Here is an 18,252-nt window from a genome sequence, read left to right as displayed (position 1 = left end):
GCCTATCCGCTTGTCCCCTGTCGATTTTTGAAAACAGACTGAATACTCACCATGCCCACCGAAAAGAAAAGTGTAAAGGCCAATTTCGCCCAGCCAGGCAGCGCCCGCAAGGTGCCCATCGTGTCGTCGCTGCACCTGGCTTCGGGGCGAAGCAAGGAATTGAGCGAATTCGAATTCGGCATGATCATCGCCAACAACGCCTTCAACCGCTGGATAGTGCGCTGCATCTCCGCCGCCGGCATGAAGGACATGACCGCCACTGACGTCTTGGTGCTGCATCACATCAACCACCGCGCGCGCGAAAAGAAGCTGGCCGACATCGCCTTCATACTCAACATCGAGGATGCGCACATCGTCAATTATTCGCTCAAGAAGCTGCACTCGCAGGGCCTCGTCAACACCGAACGGCGCGGCAAGGAAGTGCTGTATTCCACCAATGAGGCCGGGCAGGATCTGTGCAAGCGCTACTACGAAATCCGCGAGCGCCTGCTGGTCTCGGGCTTGACGGGCGACGATGCGGAGAGTTTCGAGCTGGCCGAGCTGGCGCGCTTCCTGCGCATCCTGTCCGGCTTGTACGAGCAGGCGGCGCGTTCGGCGACGTCGATGTAAGTTAGCTGCTGACCAATTTCAGCATGCGCTGCGCCAGGTTTTCCATGGTCGCGGCGCTGTCGATATTGGTGAATCCCAGCAGCAATCCCGGCTGAGTCTGATGCCGGACGGTGCGTTGCGACAGCGTGTGCGCATACATGCCGTCCTTGCGCATGGCGTCCGCCAGCGGTTTGTCCGAACGCCGCCCGCGCATGCGCAGGATCAGGTGCATGCCGCCGGGTTGCGGATCCACGCGCAGGTATTTTCCCAGCAGGCTGTCCAGGCCCTCCGCCGCAATCTTGCGCCGTTCGCCGTAGAGCTTGCGCATGCGCTGCACGTGGCGCGCAAAATGGCCGTCGGCGATGAAGTCGGCGACGATGCTTTGCGTCAGCGCCGGGCTGCCGCTGAACATGGTCTGGCTGACGGCGGCGAAGCGTTCGATTTGCGACACGGGCACCACCAGATACGCGAGCCGGATGCCGGGAAACAGCACCTTGCTGAAAGTGCCCGCATACAGCACGCGGCCGTCGCGGTCCAGGCTCTGGAGCGCCGGCAGGGGGCGGCCGACGTAACGGTATTCGCCGTCGTAGTCGTCTTCCACGATCCAGGCATTGGCGCGCGCAGCCCAGTCGAGCAGGGCGAAACGGCGCTGCAGCGACAGCGACACGCACAGCGGACTCTGATGCGCCGGCGTGACGATGGCCGCGCGTGCACGCGGCGCCGCCTGCACGCCCAACTCCACCCGAATACCTTCGCCGTCAACCGGCACCGGCACCGGCGTCACGCCTGCCTGCGCCAGGGCGTTGGCGGTCGGCAGGTAGCCGGGATCTTCGGTCCAGACCTTGTCGCCGCCCTTGAACAGCGCGCCGGTAATCAATTGCAGCGTCTCGCGGTAGCCGGAGGTGACGAACACCTGTTCCGGGGTGCAGGCCACGCCGCGCGACAATTGCAGATAGGTGGCGATTTCGTTGCGCAGCGCGGCGACGCCGGCGTAGGGCGGATAAGTCATGTCGCTGTGCGCCGTGGCGCGTATCGTGCGCGCCGCCAGCCGCGACCACAGCTTGCGCGGAAAGGCGTCGAGCGCCGGCAACCCCATCTGGAACGGCAACGGCTGCGGCGTAGGCAGGTGCAGCACGGGCGCCGCCGCAGTGCGCGGGCGTGCTGTCGGTGCAGCCGCTTCTTGTTGCGCAGGACCGGCGTGCAAGCCGGGCTTCAGCCCCAGCGTCACGATGGTGCCGGCTTGTCCGCGTGTTTCCACATAACCCTCCGCGCTGAGCAGCGAATAGGCCGCTTCGATGGTGCCGCGCGCCACGCCCAGTTCTTCGGCCAGCGCACGCGCCGACGGAATGCGGTCGCCGGGTTTGAGCAGCCGGTCGGCGATGGCATTGCGAAAGCGGGTGTAGATCTGGCGATAGAAGGGCTCGCCGGTCGACAGGTTCAGCGGCAACAGCTCATGCAGGGAGGATTTGATCATGGACCAGTCCATATGTTATTTCTTGGATCTGTGCATTATGCCATCGGATCGCTAAGATGCAGGCTCGATAAGCTTGTGTACAGAAGGAGAGCAACCATGCAACAGAACCCGCATGCCGTTGAACAACCGGCAGGGATAAACGACGCCGCCCTGCGCCATGCCGACACGCAAGAATCCCTGCGCGCCTGCTATGCCGTGATGCGCCAGTTGCGGCCGCATCTGCAGGGCGAAGACGATTTCCTTGAGCGCATTGCCCGCCAGCAGGCGCAGTCCTACCGCCTGCTGGCGGCATGGGACGGCGACCAGGCGGTCGCGCTGGCCGGTTACCGTTTCCAGGAAAACCTGGTGTATGGAAAGTTTCTCTATGTCGACGATCTGGTCACGGCGGAAACCGCGCGCGGAAGCCGCTGGGGCGCACGCTTGCTGGATGCGCTGACGGCGGTGGCGGAGCAGGCGGGCTGCGTGCGGCTGGTGCTCGATACCGGTCTGGCCAATGCGCTGGCACAGCGCTTCTATTTCCGCCAGGGATTGCTGACCGGATCGATGCGTTTCGGCAAGCCGATTACGCCTGCGCTTGCTTCAGCAGCGGCGACAGCCTGAGCGTCTTATTCACTATTATTTTCAAAGGAATGTTTCATGAAATTGTTTCACGTCGACGCCAGCGCCAAGCGCGAATGGTCCAATTCGCGCGCGCTGTCGCGTCACTTCATCGACTTGCTGCAGCAGCAGCGTCCCGATGTCGAGGTTGATTATCTCGATGTGAGCGTGGACACGCCGGCCCACGTCGATGAACTCTTCACCATCGCCACCTACACGCCCGAGGCGGATCGCACGCCGGCCATGAAGCAGGCGCTGCAAGCCTCCGACGCCTTGTGCGCACGTCTGCTGGCGGCAGACGCCTATCTGTTCGCCATGCCGATGTACAACTTCTCGATGCCGTCGTCCTTCAAGGCCTTCATCGACAACATCATTCGCACCAACCTGACTTACAAGATAGCCGCAGACGGCAGCTATGTCGGGCAGATGACGGGCAAGGTGCTGTTCATCACCACGCGCGGCGCCGATCTGCGGCCCGGTACGCCGTTCAGCGCGATGGATGCGTTGACGCCGGCATTGCGGGCGGCATTCGGTTTCATCGGCGTCGCGGCGCCAACTTTTGTTGACGCCCAGCCGCTGACGTTCAGCGCGGTCGAAGAACGTGAAGCGGCGCTGCTGCGCGCGAAGGCGGAACTGGCAGCGATCGCCGGGCAGTGGGCGGCGGCCTGATGAAGTGAAGACCGCCGACGCTGAAGTGCGTCAATGAAAAACGGCGGACACAGGGTGTCCGCCGTTTTTTTTGCGTCAATCAGCGCTCAAGCCGGCATCGCTCAGGACTTTGCAAACGCCAGCAAATCGGCATTCAGCTTGTCCTTGTGCGTATCGGTCAGGCCGTGCGGCGCGCCCGGATAGACGATGAGTTTGGCGTTCTTCACGATCTTGGCCGACATCATGCCGGCAGCTGCGATCGGCACCACCTGGTCGTCGTCGCCATGGATGACCAGCGTCGGCACGTCGAACTTCTTCAAGTCTTCGGTGAAGTCGGTTTCCGAGAACGCCTTGATGCAGTCGTAGGTGTTCTTGTGGCCGCCTTGCATGCCTTGCGCCCAGAACCAGTCGATCAAGCCCTGCGACACCTTGGCGCCCGGACGGTTGAAGTTGAAGAACGGGCCGGCAGCCAGGTCTTTGTACAGTTGGGCGCGATTGGCCAGCGATGCGGCGCGGATGCCGTCGAATACTTCAATCGGCAGGCCGCCCGGATTGGCGGCGGTCTTCAGCATTTGCGGCGGCACCGACGACACCAGCGCAGCCTTGGCGACGCGCCTGGTGCCGTGGCGGCCGATATAGCGGGCAACTTCGCCGCCGCCGGTGGAGAAACCCACCATGATCATGTTCTTCAGATCCAGCGCTTCGACCAGGCCGGCGAGGTCGTCTGCGTAGGTGTCCATGTCGTTGCCGCTCCATGGCTGGCTCGAACGGCCGTGGCCGCGGCGATCATGGGCGATGACGCGGAAACCGTTCGACGCCAGATGCAACATCTGCGATTCCCAGCTATCCGAACTCAGCGGCCAGCCATGGCTGAACACCACCGGCTGACCCGAGCCCCAGTCCTTGTAATAGAGCTGGGTGCCGTCCTTGGTGACGAAGGTGTTTTCGGTCAGGCCGGCTTTGTGCTGCTTGTGCGCGGAAGCTTTCTTGTCGGCGGCGAACGATGCCGTCGGCAGCACGGCTGCGGCGACCAGGCTCGCGCCCTTCAGGGCGTTGCGGCGGGAGTTGCTGATTTCGGAATCTTGCTGATCTTTTGACATGATTTTTCTCTTGTGTTGTGGTGAGGTGGAGGAGATGGTTTGCAGGGACTGCAGTTACTATTTATTGTTGCTCTTTTGTCTCGCCCGATTCTTCTTCGGCATGCCGGAATCTGACGTGATGGTAGAAGCCGTCGCCGCGAAAAACCATTATCTGAACGTATAGTCCGGAGCAGAATTCTTCGCATTCATGCTCTGCGTCCTGAGTGTCCCATCAGCGGCTTGTTTTTCTGGTGACGGCGCGGGTTCAATTTCAAACCGGTTGCGGCAGTTCGTTGGGACGCAGGTCGAACACCAGCAATTCCGCCTGTTCGCCGTCGCTCAGTTGCAGCAGGGTTTCGTTGCGGATGCGTGCGCCGTCGCCTGCGCCGAACTGCACGCCGTTGACCTTGATCTTGCCGCGCGCCACGTGCACGTAGGCATAACGGTCTGCCGCGATGTTCAGTGCGGCGGTTTCCGCGCCGTCGAACAGGCCGGCGTAGACCGTGGCGTCCTGATAGACCGACAGCGAGCCGTCCGTACCGTCAGGCGAGATGATCCGGCGCAGCTTGCCGCGCTTTTCTTCTTCGCTGAAATGCACTTGCTGATAGCGGGGCGGCACGCCGCGTACGTTCGGCACGATCCAGATCTGCAGGAAATGCACCGGCTCGTCTTTCGAGTGGTTGTATTCGCTGTGGCTCACGCCGGTGCCGGCGCTCATCATCTGCACGTCGCCGGGACGGATTACCGACCCGGTGCCCATCGAATCCTGATGCGCCAGCGCGCCTTCCAGGACGTAGGAAAAAATTTCCATGTCGCGGTGCGGATGCGTGCCGAAGCCCTGGCTTTTGGTGACGCGGTCGTCGTTGATGACAAGCAGGTCCGAGAAGCCTTGTTGCTTGGCATCGCGGTAGTGGCCGAACGAAAATGTGTGATGCGAATGCAGCCAGCCGTGATCGGCGATGCCGCGTTGGTTTGCTTTGCGTAGTTCGATCATGATGTGCGCCTTTTTTTCGTTTCAATTCGATTAAATTCAGCAAGTTATTTGCCGGGCTGATTGCACACCGCAAGATTTCCTGCCTGTACCATCGCGCCATGGAAAGAAGTTTGCGCGTTTCAAAGGTGCTTCGGATTGAAGCTTTTGTGTTCTAATGATCGAAATTTTCGATCAAGTCGGATTGCGGAGAATCGCCATGCTCAAACTCAGTCTGGAAGCCATCGAACTGGTGGACGCCATCGACCGCTACGGCTCCTTCGCCGCGGCCTCCGAGCGTCTGCACAAGGTGCCGTCGACCATCTCCTACGCCATCAACAAGCTGGAAGAGCAACTGGGCCTGGCCTTGTTCTTGCGGCAGGGGCAGCGCGTGCACCTTACGGCGGCAGGACGCGAATTGCTGAAGGAAGGGCGCTGGCTGGTCATTGCGGCCGCCGAGCTGGAATCGCGCCTGCGCCAGATCGCGACCGGCTTCGAGTCCGAGTTCCGGCTGGTGCATGACTCGCTGATCGCGACCGATTCGTTCACCAAAGACATTTGCGCCTTTGAAGATCTGCACTGCGGCACCCGGTTGCGCATCGCCTGTGAAACCCTGATGGGAACCTGGGAAGCCTTGCGCGACGGTCGCGCCGACATGATCGTCGCCGCCGGCGACGGCCCGTCCGGCGGCGGTTACCGTGCGGTTGAAGTGGGCAAGCTGGCGTTCGTGTTTTGCGTGGCGCCCACGCATCCGCTGGCCAGGCTGCGCCGCGCCGTGACGCGGGCCGATCTGCTGGAACACAATGCGATTGTGGTCGGCGACGGTGCGCGCACCATGTCGGACCGGACCATCGGTCTGCTGGCGGGGCAAAAGCGCATCACCGTGCCCTCGATGTCAGCCAAGATCGCTTGCCAGCTGGCAGCCATCGGTCACGGATTCTTGCCGCGCGCCTGTATCCGCAAGGAGCTGGCAAGCGGTGCGCTGGTGGAGGTGGAGTCGGAAGAGTCGCGTCCCGACGAGTCGTTCTGGCTGGCGTGGAAGCCGGAGGCGATGGGCGAAGCGAAGAAGTGGTGGCTGCAGCGGCTGCAAAGACAGTTGATACCGGATATCCTGTTGCGCTGAAGAAAAACATGCATGCAAGCGGTATCCGGACAGGTGCGGGTATCAGTCTTGCTAGCAGTTTCCGGTGGCGAGTCATGATGTGGCAGCGTCGTCTATTTCATGACTGGCAATGTGCAATTGTTATTGCCCCTGCGTTTTATTTCCGGAAAAGGTCCCGACCATGCAAGCTACATTTATCGATGGCGCGACCCCGCCTCTGGTGCCGGTCCGGGCGAGGGATTCCCTGGGTTGCGTCGCCAGCAAATTGCACAAGGATCAGGAGTTGCATGGCGGCGGCATCGCCTTCTACCGCAAGCATGTCGAGGCGACACACACTTCGCAAGTGAGCACCTCGGCGTCGGACCGCGGCTTCCTGGTCGGCATTTCCATGTCCGACGGGCATCGCCGCAGCATATTCCGCGGCAGGCAGGCGTCGCGGCACGACTTCGCCGCCGGCGCCGTGTACGTGCGCGATTTCTCCGAAGACTATCGCGCCGATCTGCACGGCGGCTTCGATTTCCTGCTGTGCGAACTGCCGCGCGCTTTTCTTGCGTGTGTCGGCGAGGGCATCAGCAGTGTGCGCATCAACGGCCTGAAAACCGTGACCGGGCAACGTGATCCGGTGCTGGCGCATCTGGCGCAGGCGCTCGCGCCGGCACTGGCCCGGCCGCGCGAAGCCAGCATGCTGTTTGTCGATCAGTTGGGCACGGCCATCGGCACTTATCTGATCCAGCACTACGGCGGCGCCACGCTCACGATGCCGGGCAAGAGCCGGGGCTTGTCGCGCCTGCATGAGGACCGCGCCAAGCAGATGCTGATGAACAAGGTGCGGGGAAACATCTCGGTCGCCGAGATCGCCAAGGAATGCAATATGTCCGGCAGTTATTTCCTGCGCGCCTTCAAGGCGACGACCGGACACACGCCGCATCAATGGCTGCTCATGCAGCGCGTGCAGCAGGCGCGCGAGCTGCTGCTGCACTCCGACCTGCCGCTGGCCGAGATCGCCATCGTGTGCTACTTCTCGGACCAAAGCCATTTCAGCCGGGTTTTCTCGCAGTTGACGGGGACGTCGCCGGGCAACTGGCGGCGCAATGCGCAAGGCTAGCGCAATGGCTGCCTGCCGATCACTGTCTATTGCGCCAGCGGCAGCTCGAACGAAAACGTGCTGCCGAACGGCTGCCTGACCGCCGCTTGCAGCCGCCCGCGATGGGTTTCGATGATCGAGCGGCAAATCGCCAGCCCCATGCCCATGCCGTTTTTCTTCGTGGTATAGAAGGCTTCGAAGACCCGTTCGGCGGCGTCGGCAGCGATGCCTTCCCCGGTGTCTGCAATGATCACCCTGATGAACGCGCCGTCTGCGTTCGCCGATGATATCGACAGGATGCGTGTACGTGTGGCGATCTCCGCCATGGCTTCAATCGCGTTGATCACAAGATTGAGCAGCACTTGCTGAATCTGTACGAAGTCTCCCATCGCATACAAGTTTTCTTGCGTCAGGTTGAGCACCAGCGAGATGCCGTGGCGCTCGATCTCGCTGCGCGAGATGGCCAGGATATGACGTATCGCCGCATTCAGGTTGATGCGCTCGAAGACCGCCTCGGTATTGCGCGTGAGCCGCTGCAGGCTCTGGATCATGTCGCCGGCGCGCTGTCCTTCGGCGACGATGTCGCGCAGCCCGGCGCGGGCGTTTTCCAGATGCATGGGCGTGCGGTCCAGCCAGCGCAGGCTGGCGCCGGCGTTGGAGACGATCGACATCAGCGGCTGGTTGATTTCATGCGCGATAGACGCCGTCAGCTGTCCGACGGTAGTGGCGCGCGACACCCGCGCCAGGTCGGCCTGGGCGACGCGCAGCGCATCTTCCGCCTGGCGCCGGCTGGTGATGTCGGTGGCGGTGCCGACATATTCGGTGAACTTGCCGTCGACGTAAAACGGTTTCCCGATGCCGGAGATATAGCGCACTTCGCCGCTCTTGCGGCAGATGCGGTGTTCCACGCGGATGACGCCGCCCACCGCGACCGCGGCCTCGACGGTATCGAGCACGCCATGGCGGTCGTCCGGATGCAGCAGGGCCGAAAATTCTTCGTAGGTAATGACGTCCTTGCCGGCTTCCAGCTCGTAGATGCGGCACAGCTCGGCGGAGCAGTACATCAGCCCTTCTTCCAGCACGTAGCGCATGCTGCCGATGTGGTTGAACTGCTCGCCTTGAATCAGCGAGGTCTGGCTGGATCTCAGCGCCTTCTCCGCCGTTTTGCGCTGGGCGTTTTCCGCCAGCAGGGCGGCATACAGCCGCGCGGTCTCGAGCGAGATCGCCGCCTGCGACGCCAGCAGCTGCAGGATTTGCGTGTGCTCGACAGTGAAGGCGTCGGGCAGCACGCGGTTTTCCAGATACAGCGCGCCGACAACGCGCGCTTGCTTGAGCATCGGCACGCAGATGGCGTTGAAACGCGCTGCAGGCGCCGGGCCGCCGGTCTGATGCGAACGGCTGTTCAGGCCGGATTGAAATGTCTGCAGCACGCCGTCGTCGCCGGCATAGACCTGATGACCTGTGTTGAGCGCCTGGTGCAGCATGGCCATGGGCATGTCGTTTTCTGTTGCCGGCGTATGCCCCAGCGTGACCGCAATACCGGACGTAGTGGTGCGCGCACAGGCATCGATGTAGGCAAGCTGTTCGTCGAGACGGATCAGCAGGCCGCGTTCGGCGCCGACGTGTTCCAGCGTGACCGACATGATGGTTTGCATCAGTTCATCCAGCCGGATTTCTTCCGACAGCGCACGCGCCGCCCGGATGACGCTTTCCAGATCGCGGATATTGGCAGTCTCGGACAGAGGCGCCGCATCCTGGCTGCGCGGCAGCGACGCCATCGCTTCCGGGAAGCGGCGCGCCAGTTGCTCCGCCAGTTCCGGCGCGTCGAATTTCCTGTAAGCGCGGCGCGCCGATTTGAGATGGGCGAGCAGCGAGGTCGGCAGGCTTTGTTCCTGGCAGACGCGCGCCGCCAGTTCATGCGAGATGCCGGCGTAGTGCCACAGCTGATTTTCTTCCGCGCGGCTCGCAGCCTGTTCGTAATGCCGCTGCGCCGTGCCGGGGTCCGCATTCAGACGGGCAATCTCTCCCAGCAAGACGGTGGTCTGCACGGACAGCACCGGTGTGCTGGCGACGCTGGGGAAGAAGATCTTCTCGCAGTGTTGTGTCAGCGCATGCCGCCGCTGTTCCTTTTGGGCGGGAGGCGCGTCGCCGGCGGCGAGAATGAGGGCGCTGAAAAAATGGAATTCGGCGTGCAGTTCCGACAGGAGCTCCGGCTCTTCGATCAAGGCCATGCATGTGCCGGCCTGGGCATATTCTCCCGCGTGATAGTGCAGCACCGCCTCTTGCATCCGGTTCCTTGCATGCACGGCGGCAGAGGTGATCGACGGCGAGGCATGCTCCGTACTGTGAAGCAGGCTGTGAAGCGTAGCAGGGACAGGGAGCGGAGGCGCGGCGGTGATGTCGCCGCGGACAGCGCCGCCGTCTTTCGATTCCGCAGACAGTGCGTGCTGGCAGTACTCCAGGTCGGCATGCAATTGCGTGGCATCCTGATAGCGGCGGTCGGGATTTTTTTCCAGCAGACGCATCACGATGTTCGACAGCATCGGTGGAATCGTATCGCTCAGCAGATGCGGCGCGACGGCTTCGGAGGCGATGTGGAAATGTATCCACTCGGCGGCATCGCTGTCGACGCCGCTGATGCCGAAGGGAAGATGCCCCGTCAGCAGGCGATAAAAGATGACGCCCAGCGAATACAGATCGCTGCGCGCGTCGATAGCGCGTTGGGTGCGGCCGCTGTGTTCGGGCGACATATAAGCCAGCTCGCCGCACAGCAGTGCAGCGGCAGCGTCATCGTCGCCGGACATCTCCGCGACGGTGGCGGCAAGGCCGAAGCCGCCGATCTTGACGCGGAAATGCGCGGCTTCGTCGACCGCCGTGTCGATACCGATAAAAAAACAGGAAGGATTGACGTTGCGGTGGACCAGCCCGTTGGCATGCATGGATTCCATCACGCGCGCCAGTTTTGGCGCCAGCTTGATGAAACATGCCGTCGTCAGTGCGTGCGGCGCGACCTTGTCCAGCGACAGGATATCGGCGTCGTCGTACAAGAGCACCACGGCGCCGGCGCCGACTACCGAACCGGTCGGCTTGAGCGCCCATGCGTCGTCGATGGCGGCGCATAAGGCCAGCTCGTTGCGCAACTGGCGCGCCGCCTCGGCAGCCTGCGTATCGGACTTCGCCCTGGCAATCGTCAGCGGATGCGCATGGGCGTCGGGGCGGGCATTTTGCCGCCATGCCCGCAGGTAGGCCACGGCGCCGGTCTCGCTGATGGGCGCATAAGAATAATCGGTGATGCGAAACCGCAGCTCGGCGTCGCCGGCGGCCGGGATGGGCGTGTTGTCCAGGGACAGGGCGCGCGACTTGCTCACTCTTGTTCTCCGGAAGTTGCGACGACGCGCTTGATATAGGTCAACAAAATATCGGCATTGATAGGTTTGCACAAAAACGCCACGGCGCCCAGCTCGATTGCGCGCGCCCGCTCGGCCGGAGAGGCATTGCCGGAAACGAAAATCACCGGCAGCACGACCTGCAGGCCGGTCAGGTGTTGTTGCAGTTCGAAGCCGTTCATGGCGCTGAGCCTGACGTCCATGATGGCACACTTGGCCGTGTGCAGGCAGTCGCCGGCCAGGAATTCTTCGGCCGACTCGAAGCTGCAGGTTTCATAGCCGGCGGAATGAAGCAGATTGCGCAAGGCGGTCCTGACGGCATGATCGTCGTCGATGACGGCGATCAGCGATTGCGCCGCGTGGTGATGCTCTCCGTTGTGCATGGTGCCTCCACCGCTGACTTATCTGACGACCCGGATCGGATGACGCCGGGATGACCTATCCTGCCGCGCAGATTTTTTTGGAAAAGCACGATTGTAGCGACAAACATCGGATCGGAAGTTCTCTTCCTTCGTCTCTCGTCGCTGCCAATCGGGCGGTTTTGCATCCGGAAGCTGTTGGCGGGAAAGCAGGCGCTTTGTTATTGTCGGTTCTGGTCGCCTGACCGTCTCACTCTTGTTGTTGTCTTGCGGGTGTCCTTGCCTTGATTGTCCTGCCCCGATTATTGCGGCGTTCGCTTGTCGCCGGTTTTTTCCGCAGCGCGATCCCTGGGCGGCGCACCGGTGATCTTCGGCACGCATTCGCTGCGGAACCATGCCGCCGTCAGCGGCTCGCCCGACAACTTGCGCCTGAAGGCAGGCACCAGCTGTTCGCCGATCAGCATGCCGAGCAGGCCGAGCAAGGCAACGACGGGCGGCGCCGGCGAACGTACTTCCAGCAGTGCATAGACCACGCCTGCCAGCACGCCCATCAACAGAGAGATCAGATAAGGTTTCATATGGTTTTCCTGAAGCGCAATATCAACCGGACAATCAGCCGGGCAGTCAGCCGGACCATCAGCCGGCAAACCAGTGGCGCAGCATCGGCAGCAGCGGTTCGCCCAGCACCATGCCCAGCAGGCCGATCAGGGCGATGCCCGGCGGCGCCGGCGAGCGGACCTTGAACAGCGCGTACATCACGCCGATCAGTATTCCCGCACCCAGCGATAAAAGATAAATTGTCATGATCTGCGCATGTCCTGCATGGACTCAACATTCGATTCCGTCCGCCGGCCGGACCGCAACCGGCGGACGATGAAGCAACGATATCGTTGCGTTTATTTCGCAGGAACCGGCGCCAGCGTCTTGTGGTTGCCGACGTCGCGTGCCGGCGCCTTGTGCACCATGGTGTAGGCGTAATCCACGCCCATGCCGTAGGCGCCCGAGTGTTCGCGCACGATGTCCATCACGGCGTTGTAGGATTCCTTGCGGGCCCAGTCGCGTTGCCATTCCAGCATCACTTGTTGCCAGGTCACCGGCACCACGCCGGCCTGGATCATGCGCTGCATGGCGTAGTCGTGGGCTTCCTTTGAAGTGCCGCCGGAGGCGTCGGCCACCATGTAGATTTCATAGCCGCCTTCGGCCATCGCGCACAGCGCAAAGCTGTTGTTGCAGACTTCGGTCCACAGGCCGGAGACCACGACCTTCTTCTTGCCGTTGGCGGCCAGCGCATCGCGTACTTTCTGGTCGTCCCAGGAATTCATCGACGAGCGTTCCAGGATGTCGCTGTCGGGGAAGACGTTGAGCAATTCCGGATAGGTGTGTCCGGAGAAGCTTTCCGTTTCGACCGTCGTGATGATGGTCGGAATGCCGAATACCTTGGCGGCCTTGGCCAGCGCCACGGTATTGTTCTTGAGCACCTGGCGGTCCATCGATTGCACGCCGAAAGCCATTTGCGGCTGCTGGTCGATGAAGATCATCTGACAGTTGGTCGGGGTCAATACTTCGAGTTTCGGGTTCGTCATGTCTAATCCTTGGTGAGGTGGGTGAGGCAGGGAATGCGGTGTCGCAAACGATGGCCGCTCATGACAATTGAACAAGACGGCGAACGGGAAATCCGGTTGCCGGCCTGTCAACAAGATGCCATCCCGAGGCGCGAGACATGCCTGTGGGGAGACGGAGCGGCCATCATGGGACGCATCATAGGTCGCAGCAAACCGGCACGCCATTATCTGTTTGTATAGCTAGACGCCGCTTGCGCGATTTTGCACACTCCTTCCATTCTTCTTGATCCCGGTTAGCGCATTTTCTTTTTTTGCTTTTGCAAACCATGGAGAGCGCCGGCGCCGGGACCATGCCATCGCACCGTCAGGAGTCAGCCATGACCGCAACCGCCGCACCCGATTTGATTCTTATCAACGGAAAAATTCACACCGTCGACCGGCAAAATCCGATCGCCAGCGCCGTCGCCATCAGCAATGGAAAATTCGTCGAAGTCGGCGATGTCGAATCGGTGATGCGGCACAAGAAAGCCGACACCAAGGTCATCGATCTCGGCGGCCGCACCGTGGTGCCGGGCCTCAACGATTCGCACCTGCATCTGATCCGCGGCGGCCTGAACTACAACCTGGAGCTGCGCTGGGAAGGCGTGCCTTCCGTCGTCGATGCGCTGCGCATGCTGAAGACGCAGGCCGATCGCACGCCACATCCGCAGTGGGTGCGCGTGGTCGGCGGCTGGACCGAGTTCCAGTTCGCCGAGCGCCGCATGCCGACCATAGAAGAACTCAATCTCGCCGCGCCGGACACCCCGGTGTTCGTGCTGCATCTGTACGACCGCGCCTTGCTCAATCGCGCCGCGTTGCAGGCGGTGGGCTACACCAAGGACACGCCGAATCCGCCGGGCGGCGAAATCCAGCGCGACAAGGCCGGCAATCCGACCGGCATGCTGATCGCGCGGCCGAACGCGATGATCCTGTACGCCACCTTGGCCAAGGGGCCGACGCTGCCGCTGGACTATCAGGTCAACTCCACGCGTCAGTTCATGCGCGAACTCAATCGCCTGGGCCTGACCAGCGCCATCGACGCCGGCGGCGGCTTCCAGAATTATCCGGAAGACTACGCCGTGGTCGATCAGTTGGCCAAGGATGGACAACTCACCCTGCGCATCGCCTATAACTTGTTCACCCAGCGCAAGGGCGCGGAGCTGGAAGATTTCCAGAAATGGACCGATATGGTCTCGCCCGGCACGGGCGACGATTTCTATCGTCACAACGGCGCCGGCGAGATGCTGGTGTTCTCGGCTGCCGACTTTGAGGATTTCGTCGAACCGCGTCCCGACCTGGCGCCCGGCATGGAAGACGAGCTGGAGCGCGTGGTGCGCCATCTGGTCAGCAAGCGCTGGCCGTTCCGCCTGCATGCGACCTATGACGAATCCATCGAGCGCATGCTCAATGTCTTTGAAAAGGTCAATCGCGAGATTCCTTTCGACGGCCTGCACTGGATGTTCGACCATGCCGAAACCATCAGCACCAGGAACATCGAACGCGTACGTGCGCTGGGCGGCGGGATTGCGATCCAGCACCGCATGGCGTTTCAGGGCGAATACTTCACCGAGCGTTACGGCGCCGACGCCGCCAGCCACACGCCGCCGGTAGCCAAGATGCTGGAGATGGGCGTACCCGTCGGCGGCGGCACCGATGCCACGCGCGTGGCCAGCTACAACCCGTGGACCGCGCTGTACTGGCTGGTGTCGGGCCGCACGGTCGGCGGCATGAAGCTGTACGACACCGCCGGCCGCCTGCCGCGCGAAACCGCAATCGAACTGTGGACAGCCGGCAGCGCCTGGTTCTCCAGCGAGCAGGACAAGAAGGGCCGCATCAAGGCCGGCCAGCTGGCCGACATGGCGGTGCTGAGCAAGGATTTCTTCAGCGTCCACGAAGACGACATCAAGGCGATCGAGTCGGTCATGACCATTGTCGGCGGCAAGGTGGTGTACGCGGACGACGAGTTTTCTTCGCACGGCCCTGCGCCGATTCCGGTATTGCCGGACTGGTCGCCGGTTTCGCTGGTGCCGGGACATTATCGTCCGGCGGCGAAGAAGGCAAAGGCGCCTGCGCTGCCGCACGCCTGCGCCGGTTCCTGCGGCGTGCACGGCCACGCGCACGACACCGCGCGCGGTTCATCCGTGCCGGTGTCGAATTACGCCGGTTTCTGGGGCGCCCTCGGTTGCAGTTGCTTTGCCTTCTGACATCATGACTAAAAACAAATCTCTCCTGCAGTCCCTCCTGTTCCTTCCGCAGATCGATCTGGGTTTGCTGTTCCTGCGCGTGGCCGGCAGCTTCATGCTGTTCTACGTGCACGGCTTGCCCAAGATCCTGCATTACGGCAGCGAGCTGACCAAGATCGAAGACCCGTTCGGCTTCGGGCCTCAGCTCAGTCTGTGGGCCGCCATCCTGGCGGAATTCGTCTGCCCGATCCTGATAGCCGCCGGCCTGTTCACGCGCCTGGCCTGCCTGCCCATCATCGGCGTGCTGTTGATCGCCATGCTGGCGGTGCATCCGGACTGGAGCATCGCGGACGGGCAGTTCGGCTGGCTGCTGCTGGTGATCTTCATTTCCATCGCGCTGTGCGGCCCCGGTCGCTGGCGTCTGCTGTCGTCCGGCGCAAGCATCAAGGCAAGCTGAACGCCGGCATATTTTTATCGCGCCCGGCACCGGGCACTATCGCAATTCTTTACAGGAGCAACACCATGGCTACAATTACCACGCGCGACGGCACGGAAATCTACTTCAAGGACTGGGGCAAGGGACAGCCGGTGATCTTCAGCCATGGTTGGCCGCTGGACGCCGACATGTGGGAATACCAGATGAATTTCCTGGCCGAAAAAGGCTATCGCGTGATTGCCTACGACCGCCGCGGTTTCGGCCGTTCGAGTCAGCCGTGGGACGGCTACAACTACGACACCTTTGCCGATGACCTGGCGGAACTGATCGAAGCGCTGGACCTGAAGGAAGCCGTGCTGGTCGGCTTCTCCATGGGCGGCGGCGATGTGGCGCGCTATATCGGTCGCCACGGCGTCAAGCGGCTGTCCAAGGCGGTGCTGGTCGGCGCCGTCACGCCGATCTTCATCAAGACCGACAATCATCCGGAAGGCGTGCCCAAGGAAGTGTTCGACGGCATCAAGGACGGCCTGCGCGCCGACCGCGCACAGTTCCTCAGCGATTTCAGCGCGGTGTTCTACGGCACCAACCGTCCCGACAGCAAGGTCTCGGCCGGCGTCCTGGCGCAGACGCTGAACATCGCACTGCTGGCATCGCTCAAGGGCACCATCGACTGCGTCACCGCGTTTTCCGAAACCGACTTCCGCGAAGACATGAAGAAATTCACCTTGCCGACGCTGGTGATCCACGGCGACGACGACCAGGTCGTGCCGCTGGAAGCAACAGGCAAGCTCGCTGCAGCAGCAGTGCCGGGTTCGCAACTGAAGGTGTATCCGGGCGCGCCGCATGCGCTGTGCTTTACCCACAAGGATCAGCTGAACCTTGACCTGCTCGGCTTCCTGCAAGCCTGATCGGAACAGACATGGACAAGAAAGATGCAGAAAAACGACGCATGGCGCCGCTGGCTACACCCAGCGCCTTGTCTGCAGAGGCAACGAAGGATATCTCCGGCGGGCTGAACATCCTGCTGGCGGATATCTTCGCCTTGTACATGAAGACCAAGAACTTTCACTGGCATATGTCCGGTCCGTACTTCCGCGACTACCATCTGCTGCTGGACGATCAGGCCGATCAGATACTGGCGATCACCGATCCTGTGGCGGAACGCGTGCGCAAGATCGGCGGCACGACCTTGCGCTCAACCGGACAGATCTGCGACCTGCAGCGCCTGTCCGATAACGACAGCGACTACGTCACTCCCGCCGACATGCTGGCCGAGCTGCACCAGGACAACATGCGACTGGTCAGTTATATGCGCGCCACGCACGGCGTCTGCGATGAGCATGGCGACGTGGCGACGGCGAGCCTGCTGGAGAACTGGATAGACGAGGCGGAGCAGCGCGCGTGGTTCCTGTTCGAATCAGGACGGCACAGCTGAAGCACAAGTCTGGTCTTGAGGAAAAAAAGCGCGCCTGTTGCAGGCGCGCTTTTTTTATCGGCGATTGCCGATTCGGGAGGGCGCAGAGTTATGACGCGGCCGGACGCGCCAGCCGTCCCAACGCCAGACGCAGTCCGCCGTGGACCATGGTGGTATCGGGCGAGTCGTGCAATGCCGCCAGATACTTCTGCCTGAATTCCGGCTGACTCGCTTCCGCCGGGCCGATCAGGCCTTCCACTGCCTGCCTGAAGGCTGTCACCGAGGCATCGTCAATCGGCTCCTTGTCGTCCAGCCGCTCATCCAGCGCCACCATGAATTCGGACAGGATGCGCAACCACGCGAAATCGGGATGCATCGTCACCAGCTGGAGATGTTCGAAAGGATTGCCGACATCGCCAAAGTTCTTCGACTGATGATCGATCAGCTGCTTGTGCATCTTGCGCAGTTCCCTGGCGAGCTGCTCAAGTTGCGAACGGTTGCGGGTGTCGTCGGTGACGTTCATGCGATCTTTCTGGAAATGTATGTTGGACGTTGCCGCAAGCAAGCCTGGCAATCCTTCAGCGGCTTCTGGCCCTGGAGATGTGCAGCCGCTCCGCCGCCCGTACGAGGTCGGCCAGCGTCTTCGCCTCCATTTTATCCATGACCCGGCGTTTGTGCACCTTGGCGGTGATTTCGCTGATGCCGAGTTCGGTGGCGATCTGCTTGTTGAGCAGGCCGCCGATGGCCAGTTCAAGGACCTCGCGCTCGCGCGGCGTCAGTTTTTCAAGACGCATGGTCGAGGCCGCGTGTTCGGTGCGCGAGGCGATATTTTTTTCGGCGGCGCTCAGCGCCTCTTCCACCGCGTTGAGCAACTGGTCGCTATGGACAGGCTTGGTGAAGAATTCCCTGGCGCCGGCTTTCATGGCCTGCACGGTGTCCGGGATGGTGCCGTAGCCGGAAATGAAAATCACCGGGATGGCGTCGCCTTTTTCTTCCAGCTTTTTGACCACGTCAAATCCGCTCGACCCCGGCATCTTCATGTCCAGGATCAGGCAACACGGCGAGGCGGGAAGCGGCGTGCCGAAGAACAATCCGGCCGAGGCGAACCCCGTCGCGGCATAGCCGGCGGACGACAGCAGGCGGACTAAGGAATCTCTGACCTTGTCATCGTCATCGACGACAAAAACAATTTTTTCCATGGTGTATTCCTGTCACAGTTGTTGCACCACGAGCACGGGGTGTGCATTGATTTTTACGGGAGAAACATTAACGCGCATTGCCGGCAAGTGCAAGAAGCAATACGAGATAAACAAACGCCATGATGTTCATCC

General features: G+C 61.8%; 19 protein-coding genes. 9 read left to right on the top strand and 10 right to left on the bottom strand.

Annotated features, from left to right (window positions below):
• Positions 1-51: 51 nt before the first annotated feature.
• Entirely contained in the window at positions 52-609 is a 558-nt protein-coding gene (locus AKL25_RS12270) for a winged helix DNA-binding protein (RefSeq protein WP_050477944.1), read from the top strand.
• 1 nt (position 610) lies between these two features.
• Here AKL25_RS12270 and pdxR read toward each other — a convergent pair whose 3' ends face one another.
• A complete protein-coding gene (pdxR, locus tag AKL25_RS12265) occupies positions 611-2,062 on the bottom strand; it encodes a MocR-like pyridoxine biosynthesis transcription factor PdxR (RefSeq protein ID WP_050477997.1) in 1,452 nt (483 codons plus the stop codon).
• 96 nt (positions 2,063-2,158) lie between these two features.
• On the opposite strand from pdxR, the gene AKL25_RS12260 reads away from it, so the two are divergent.
• On the top strand, positions 2,159-2,662 hold the full coding sequence (locus AKL25_RS12260; protein ID WP_050477943.1) for a GNAT family N-acetyltransferase: 504 nt from the start codon (positions 2,159-2,161) through the stop codon (positions 2,660-2,662).
• 36 nt (positions 2,663-2,698) lie between these two features.
• Entirely contained in the window at positions 2,699-3,328 is a 630-nt protein-coding gene (locus tag AKL25_RS12255; RefSeq protein ID WP_050477942.1) for an FMN-dependent NADH-azoreductase, read from the top strand.
• A gap of 101 nt (positions 3,329-3,429) precedes the next feature.
• Here the strand turns inward: AKL25_RS12255 and AKL25_RS12250 are convergent, their stop codons facing one another.
• The gene (locus tag AKL25_RS12250; RefSeq protein WP_083444672.1) at positions 3,430-4,407 is read right to left on the bottom strand and encodes an alpha/beta fold hydrolase; all 978 of its coding nucleotides are present in this window, start codon (positions 4,405-4,407) and stop codon (positions 3,430-3,432) included.
• 250 nt (positions 4,408-4,657) lie between these two features.
• Positions 4,658-5,380, bottom strand: a complete 723-nt coding sequence (locus tag AKL25_RS12245) for a pirin family protein (protein WP_050477941.1) — start codon at positions 5,378-5,380, stop codon at positions 4,658-4,660.
• Positions 5,381-5,576: 196 nt separating this feature from the next.
• Between AKL25_RS12245 and AKL25_RS12240 the strand changes: the two genes are divergently transcribed.
• Together AKL25_RS12240 and AKL25_RS12235 are read left to right on the top strand one after the other, a co-directional pair.
• Positions 5,577-6,479 (top strand): LysR family transcriptional regulator, encoded by a 903-nt coding sequence (locus AKL25_RS12240; RefSeq protein ID WP_050477995.1) that lies wholly within the window; start codon positions 5,577-5,579, stop codon positions 6,477-6,479.
• 160 nt (positions 6,480-6,639) lie between these two features.
• Positions 6,640-7,563, top strand: a complete 924-nt coding sequence (locus tag AKL25_RS12235) for a helix-turn-helix transcriptional regulator (RefSeq protein WP_050477940.1) — start codon at positions 6,640-6,642, stop codon at positions 7,561-7,563.
• A 26-nt stretch (positions 7,564-7,589) separates the two neighbouring features.
• On the opposite strand, the gene AKL25_RS12230 is transcribed toward AKL25_RS12235, so the two are convergent.
• The 5 genes from AKL25_RS12230 to AKL25_RS12215 form a co-directional block, all read right to left on the bottom strand.
• Positions 7,590-10,910, bottom strand: coding sequence for an ATP-binding protein (locus AKL25_RS12230; protein WP_050477939.1), 3,321 nt, complete (start codon positions 10,908-10,910; stop codon positions 7,590-7,592).
• Positions 10,907-11,311: a response regulator transcription factor gene (locus AKL25_RS12225; RefSeq protein WP_050477938.1), complete on the bottom strand. Its 405-nt coding sequence runs from the start codon at positions 11,309-11,311 to the stop codon at positions 10,907-10,909. Before AKL25_RS12225 ends, AKL25_RS12230 begins: the two co-directional genes overlap by 4 nt.
• A gap of 278 nt (positions 11,312-11,589) precedes the next feature.
• Positions 11,590-11,865, bottom strand: coding sequence for a DUF1427 family protein (locus tag AKL25_RS12220; RefSeq protein ID WP_050477937.1), 276 nt, complete (start codon positions 11,863-11,865; stop codon positions 11,590-11,592).
• A gap of 58 nt (positions 11,866-11,923) precedes the next feature.
• Entirely contained in the window at positions 11,924-12,091 is a 168-nt protein-coding gene (locus tag AKL25_RS23745; protein ID WP_083444670.1) for a DUF1427 family protein, read from the bottom strand.
• A 92-nt stretch (positions 12,092-12,183) separates the two neighbouring features.
• Positions 12,184-12,870, bottom strand: a complete 687-nt coding sequence (locus tag AKL25_RS12215; protein ID WP_050477936.1) for a hydrolase — start codon at positions 12,868-12,870, stop codon at positions 12,184-12,186.
• A 356-nt stretch (positions 12,871-13,226) separates the two neighbouring features.
• Between AKL25_RS12215 and AKL25_RS12210 the strand changes: the two genes are divergently transcribed.
• The 4 genes from AKL25_RS12210 (at position 13,227) to AKL25_RS12195 (ending at position 16,942) form a co-directional block, all read left to right on the top strand.
• Positions 13,227-15,092, top strand: a complete 1,866-nt coding sequence (locus AKL25_RS12210; RefSeq protein WP_050477935.1) for an amidohydrolase — start codon at positions 13,227-13,229, stop codon at positions 15,090-15,092.
• A 4-nt stretch (positions 15,093-15,096) separates the two neighbouring features.
• Positions 15,097-15,528: a DoxX family protein gene (locus AKL25_RS12205; protein WP_050477994.1), complete on the top strand. Its 432-nt coding sequence runs from the start codon at positions 15,097-15,099 to the stop codon at positions 15,526-15,528.
• 65 nt (positions 15,529-15,593) lie between these two features.
• Positions 15,594-16,415 carry an alpha/beta fold hydrolase gene (locus AKL25_RS12200; protein ID WP_050477934.1) on the top strand — a complete coding sequence of 274 codons (822 nt, stop codon included), beginning with the start codon at positions 15,594-15,596 and terminating at the stop codon, positions 16,413-16,415.
• Positions 16,416-16,426: 11 nt separating this feature from the next.
• Positions 16,427-16,942 (top strand): Dps family protein, encoded by a 516-nt coding sequence (locus tag AKL25_RS12195; protein ID WP_050477933.1) that lies wholly within the window; start codon positions 16,427-16,429, stop codon positions 16,940-16,942.
• Positions 16,943-17,030: 88 nt separating this feature from the next.
• Here the strand turns inward: AKL25_RS12195 and AKL25_RS12190 are convergent, their stop codons facing one another.
• Together AKL25_RS12190 and AKL25_RS12185 are read right to left on the bottom strand one after the other, a co-directional pair.
• Positions 17,031-17,444 carry a hypothetical protein gene (locus tag AKL25_RS12190; protein WP_050477932.1) on the bottom strand — a complete coding sequence of 138 codons (414 nt, stop codon included), beginning with the start codon at positions 17,442-17,444 and terminating at the stop codon, positions 17,031-17,033.
• Positions 17,445-17,499: 55 nt separating this feature from the next.
• A complete protein-coding gene (locus AKL25_RS12185) occupies positions 17,500-18,120 on the bottom strand; it encodes a response regulator transcription factor (protein WP_050477931.1) in 621 nt (206 codons plus the stop codon).
• Positions 18,121-18,252 lie beyond the last annotated feature (132 nt).

This window comes from Herbaspirillum rhizosphaerae (assembly GCF_001189965.1).
Lineage (GTDB): Bacteria > Pseudomonadota > Gammaproteobacteria > Burkholderiales > Burkholderiaceae_D > Herbaspirillum > Herbaspirillum rhizosphaerae.
Note: the sequence above shows the minus strand (reverse complement) of the source record. Positions and strands in the feature narration are given on the sequence as shown.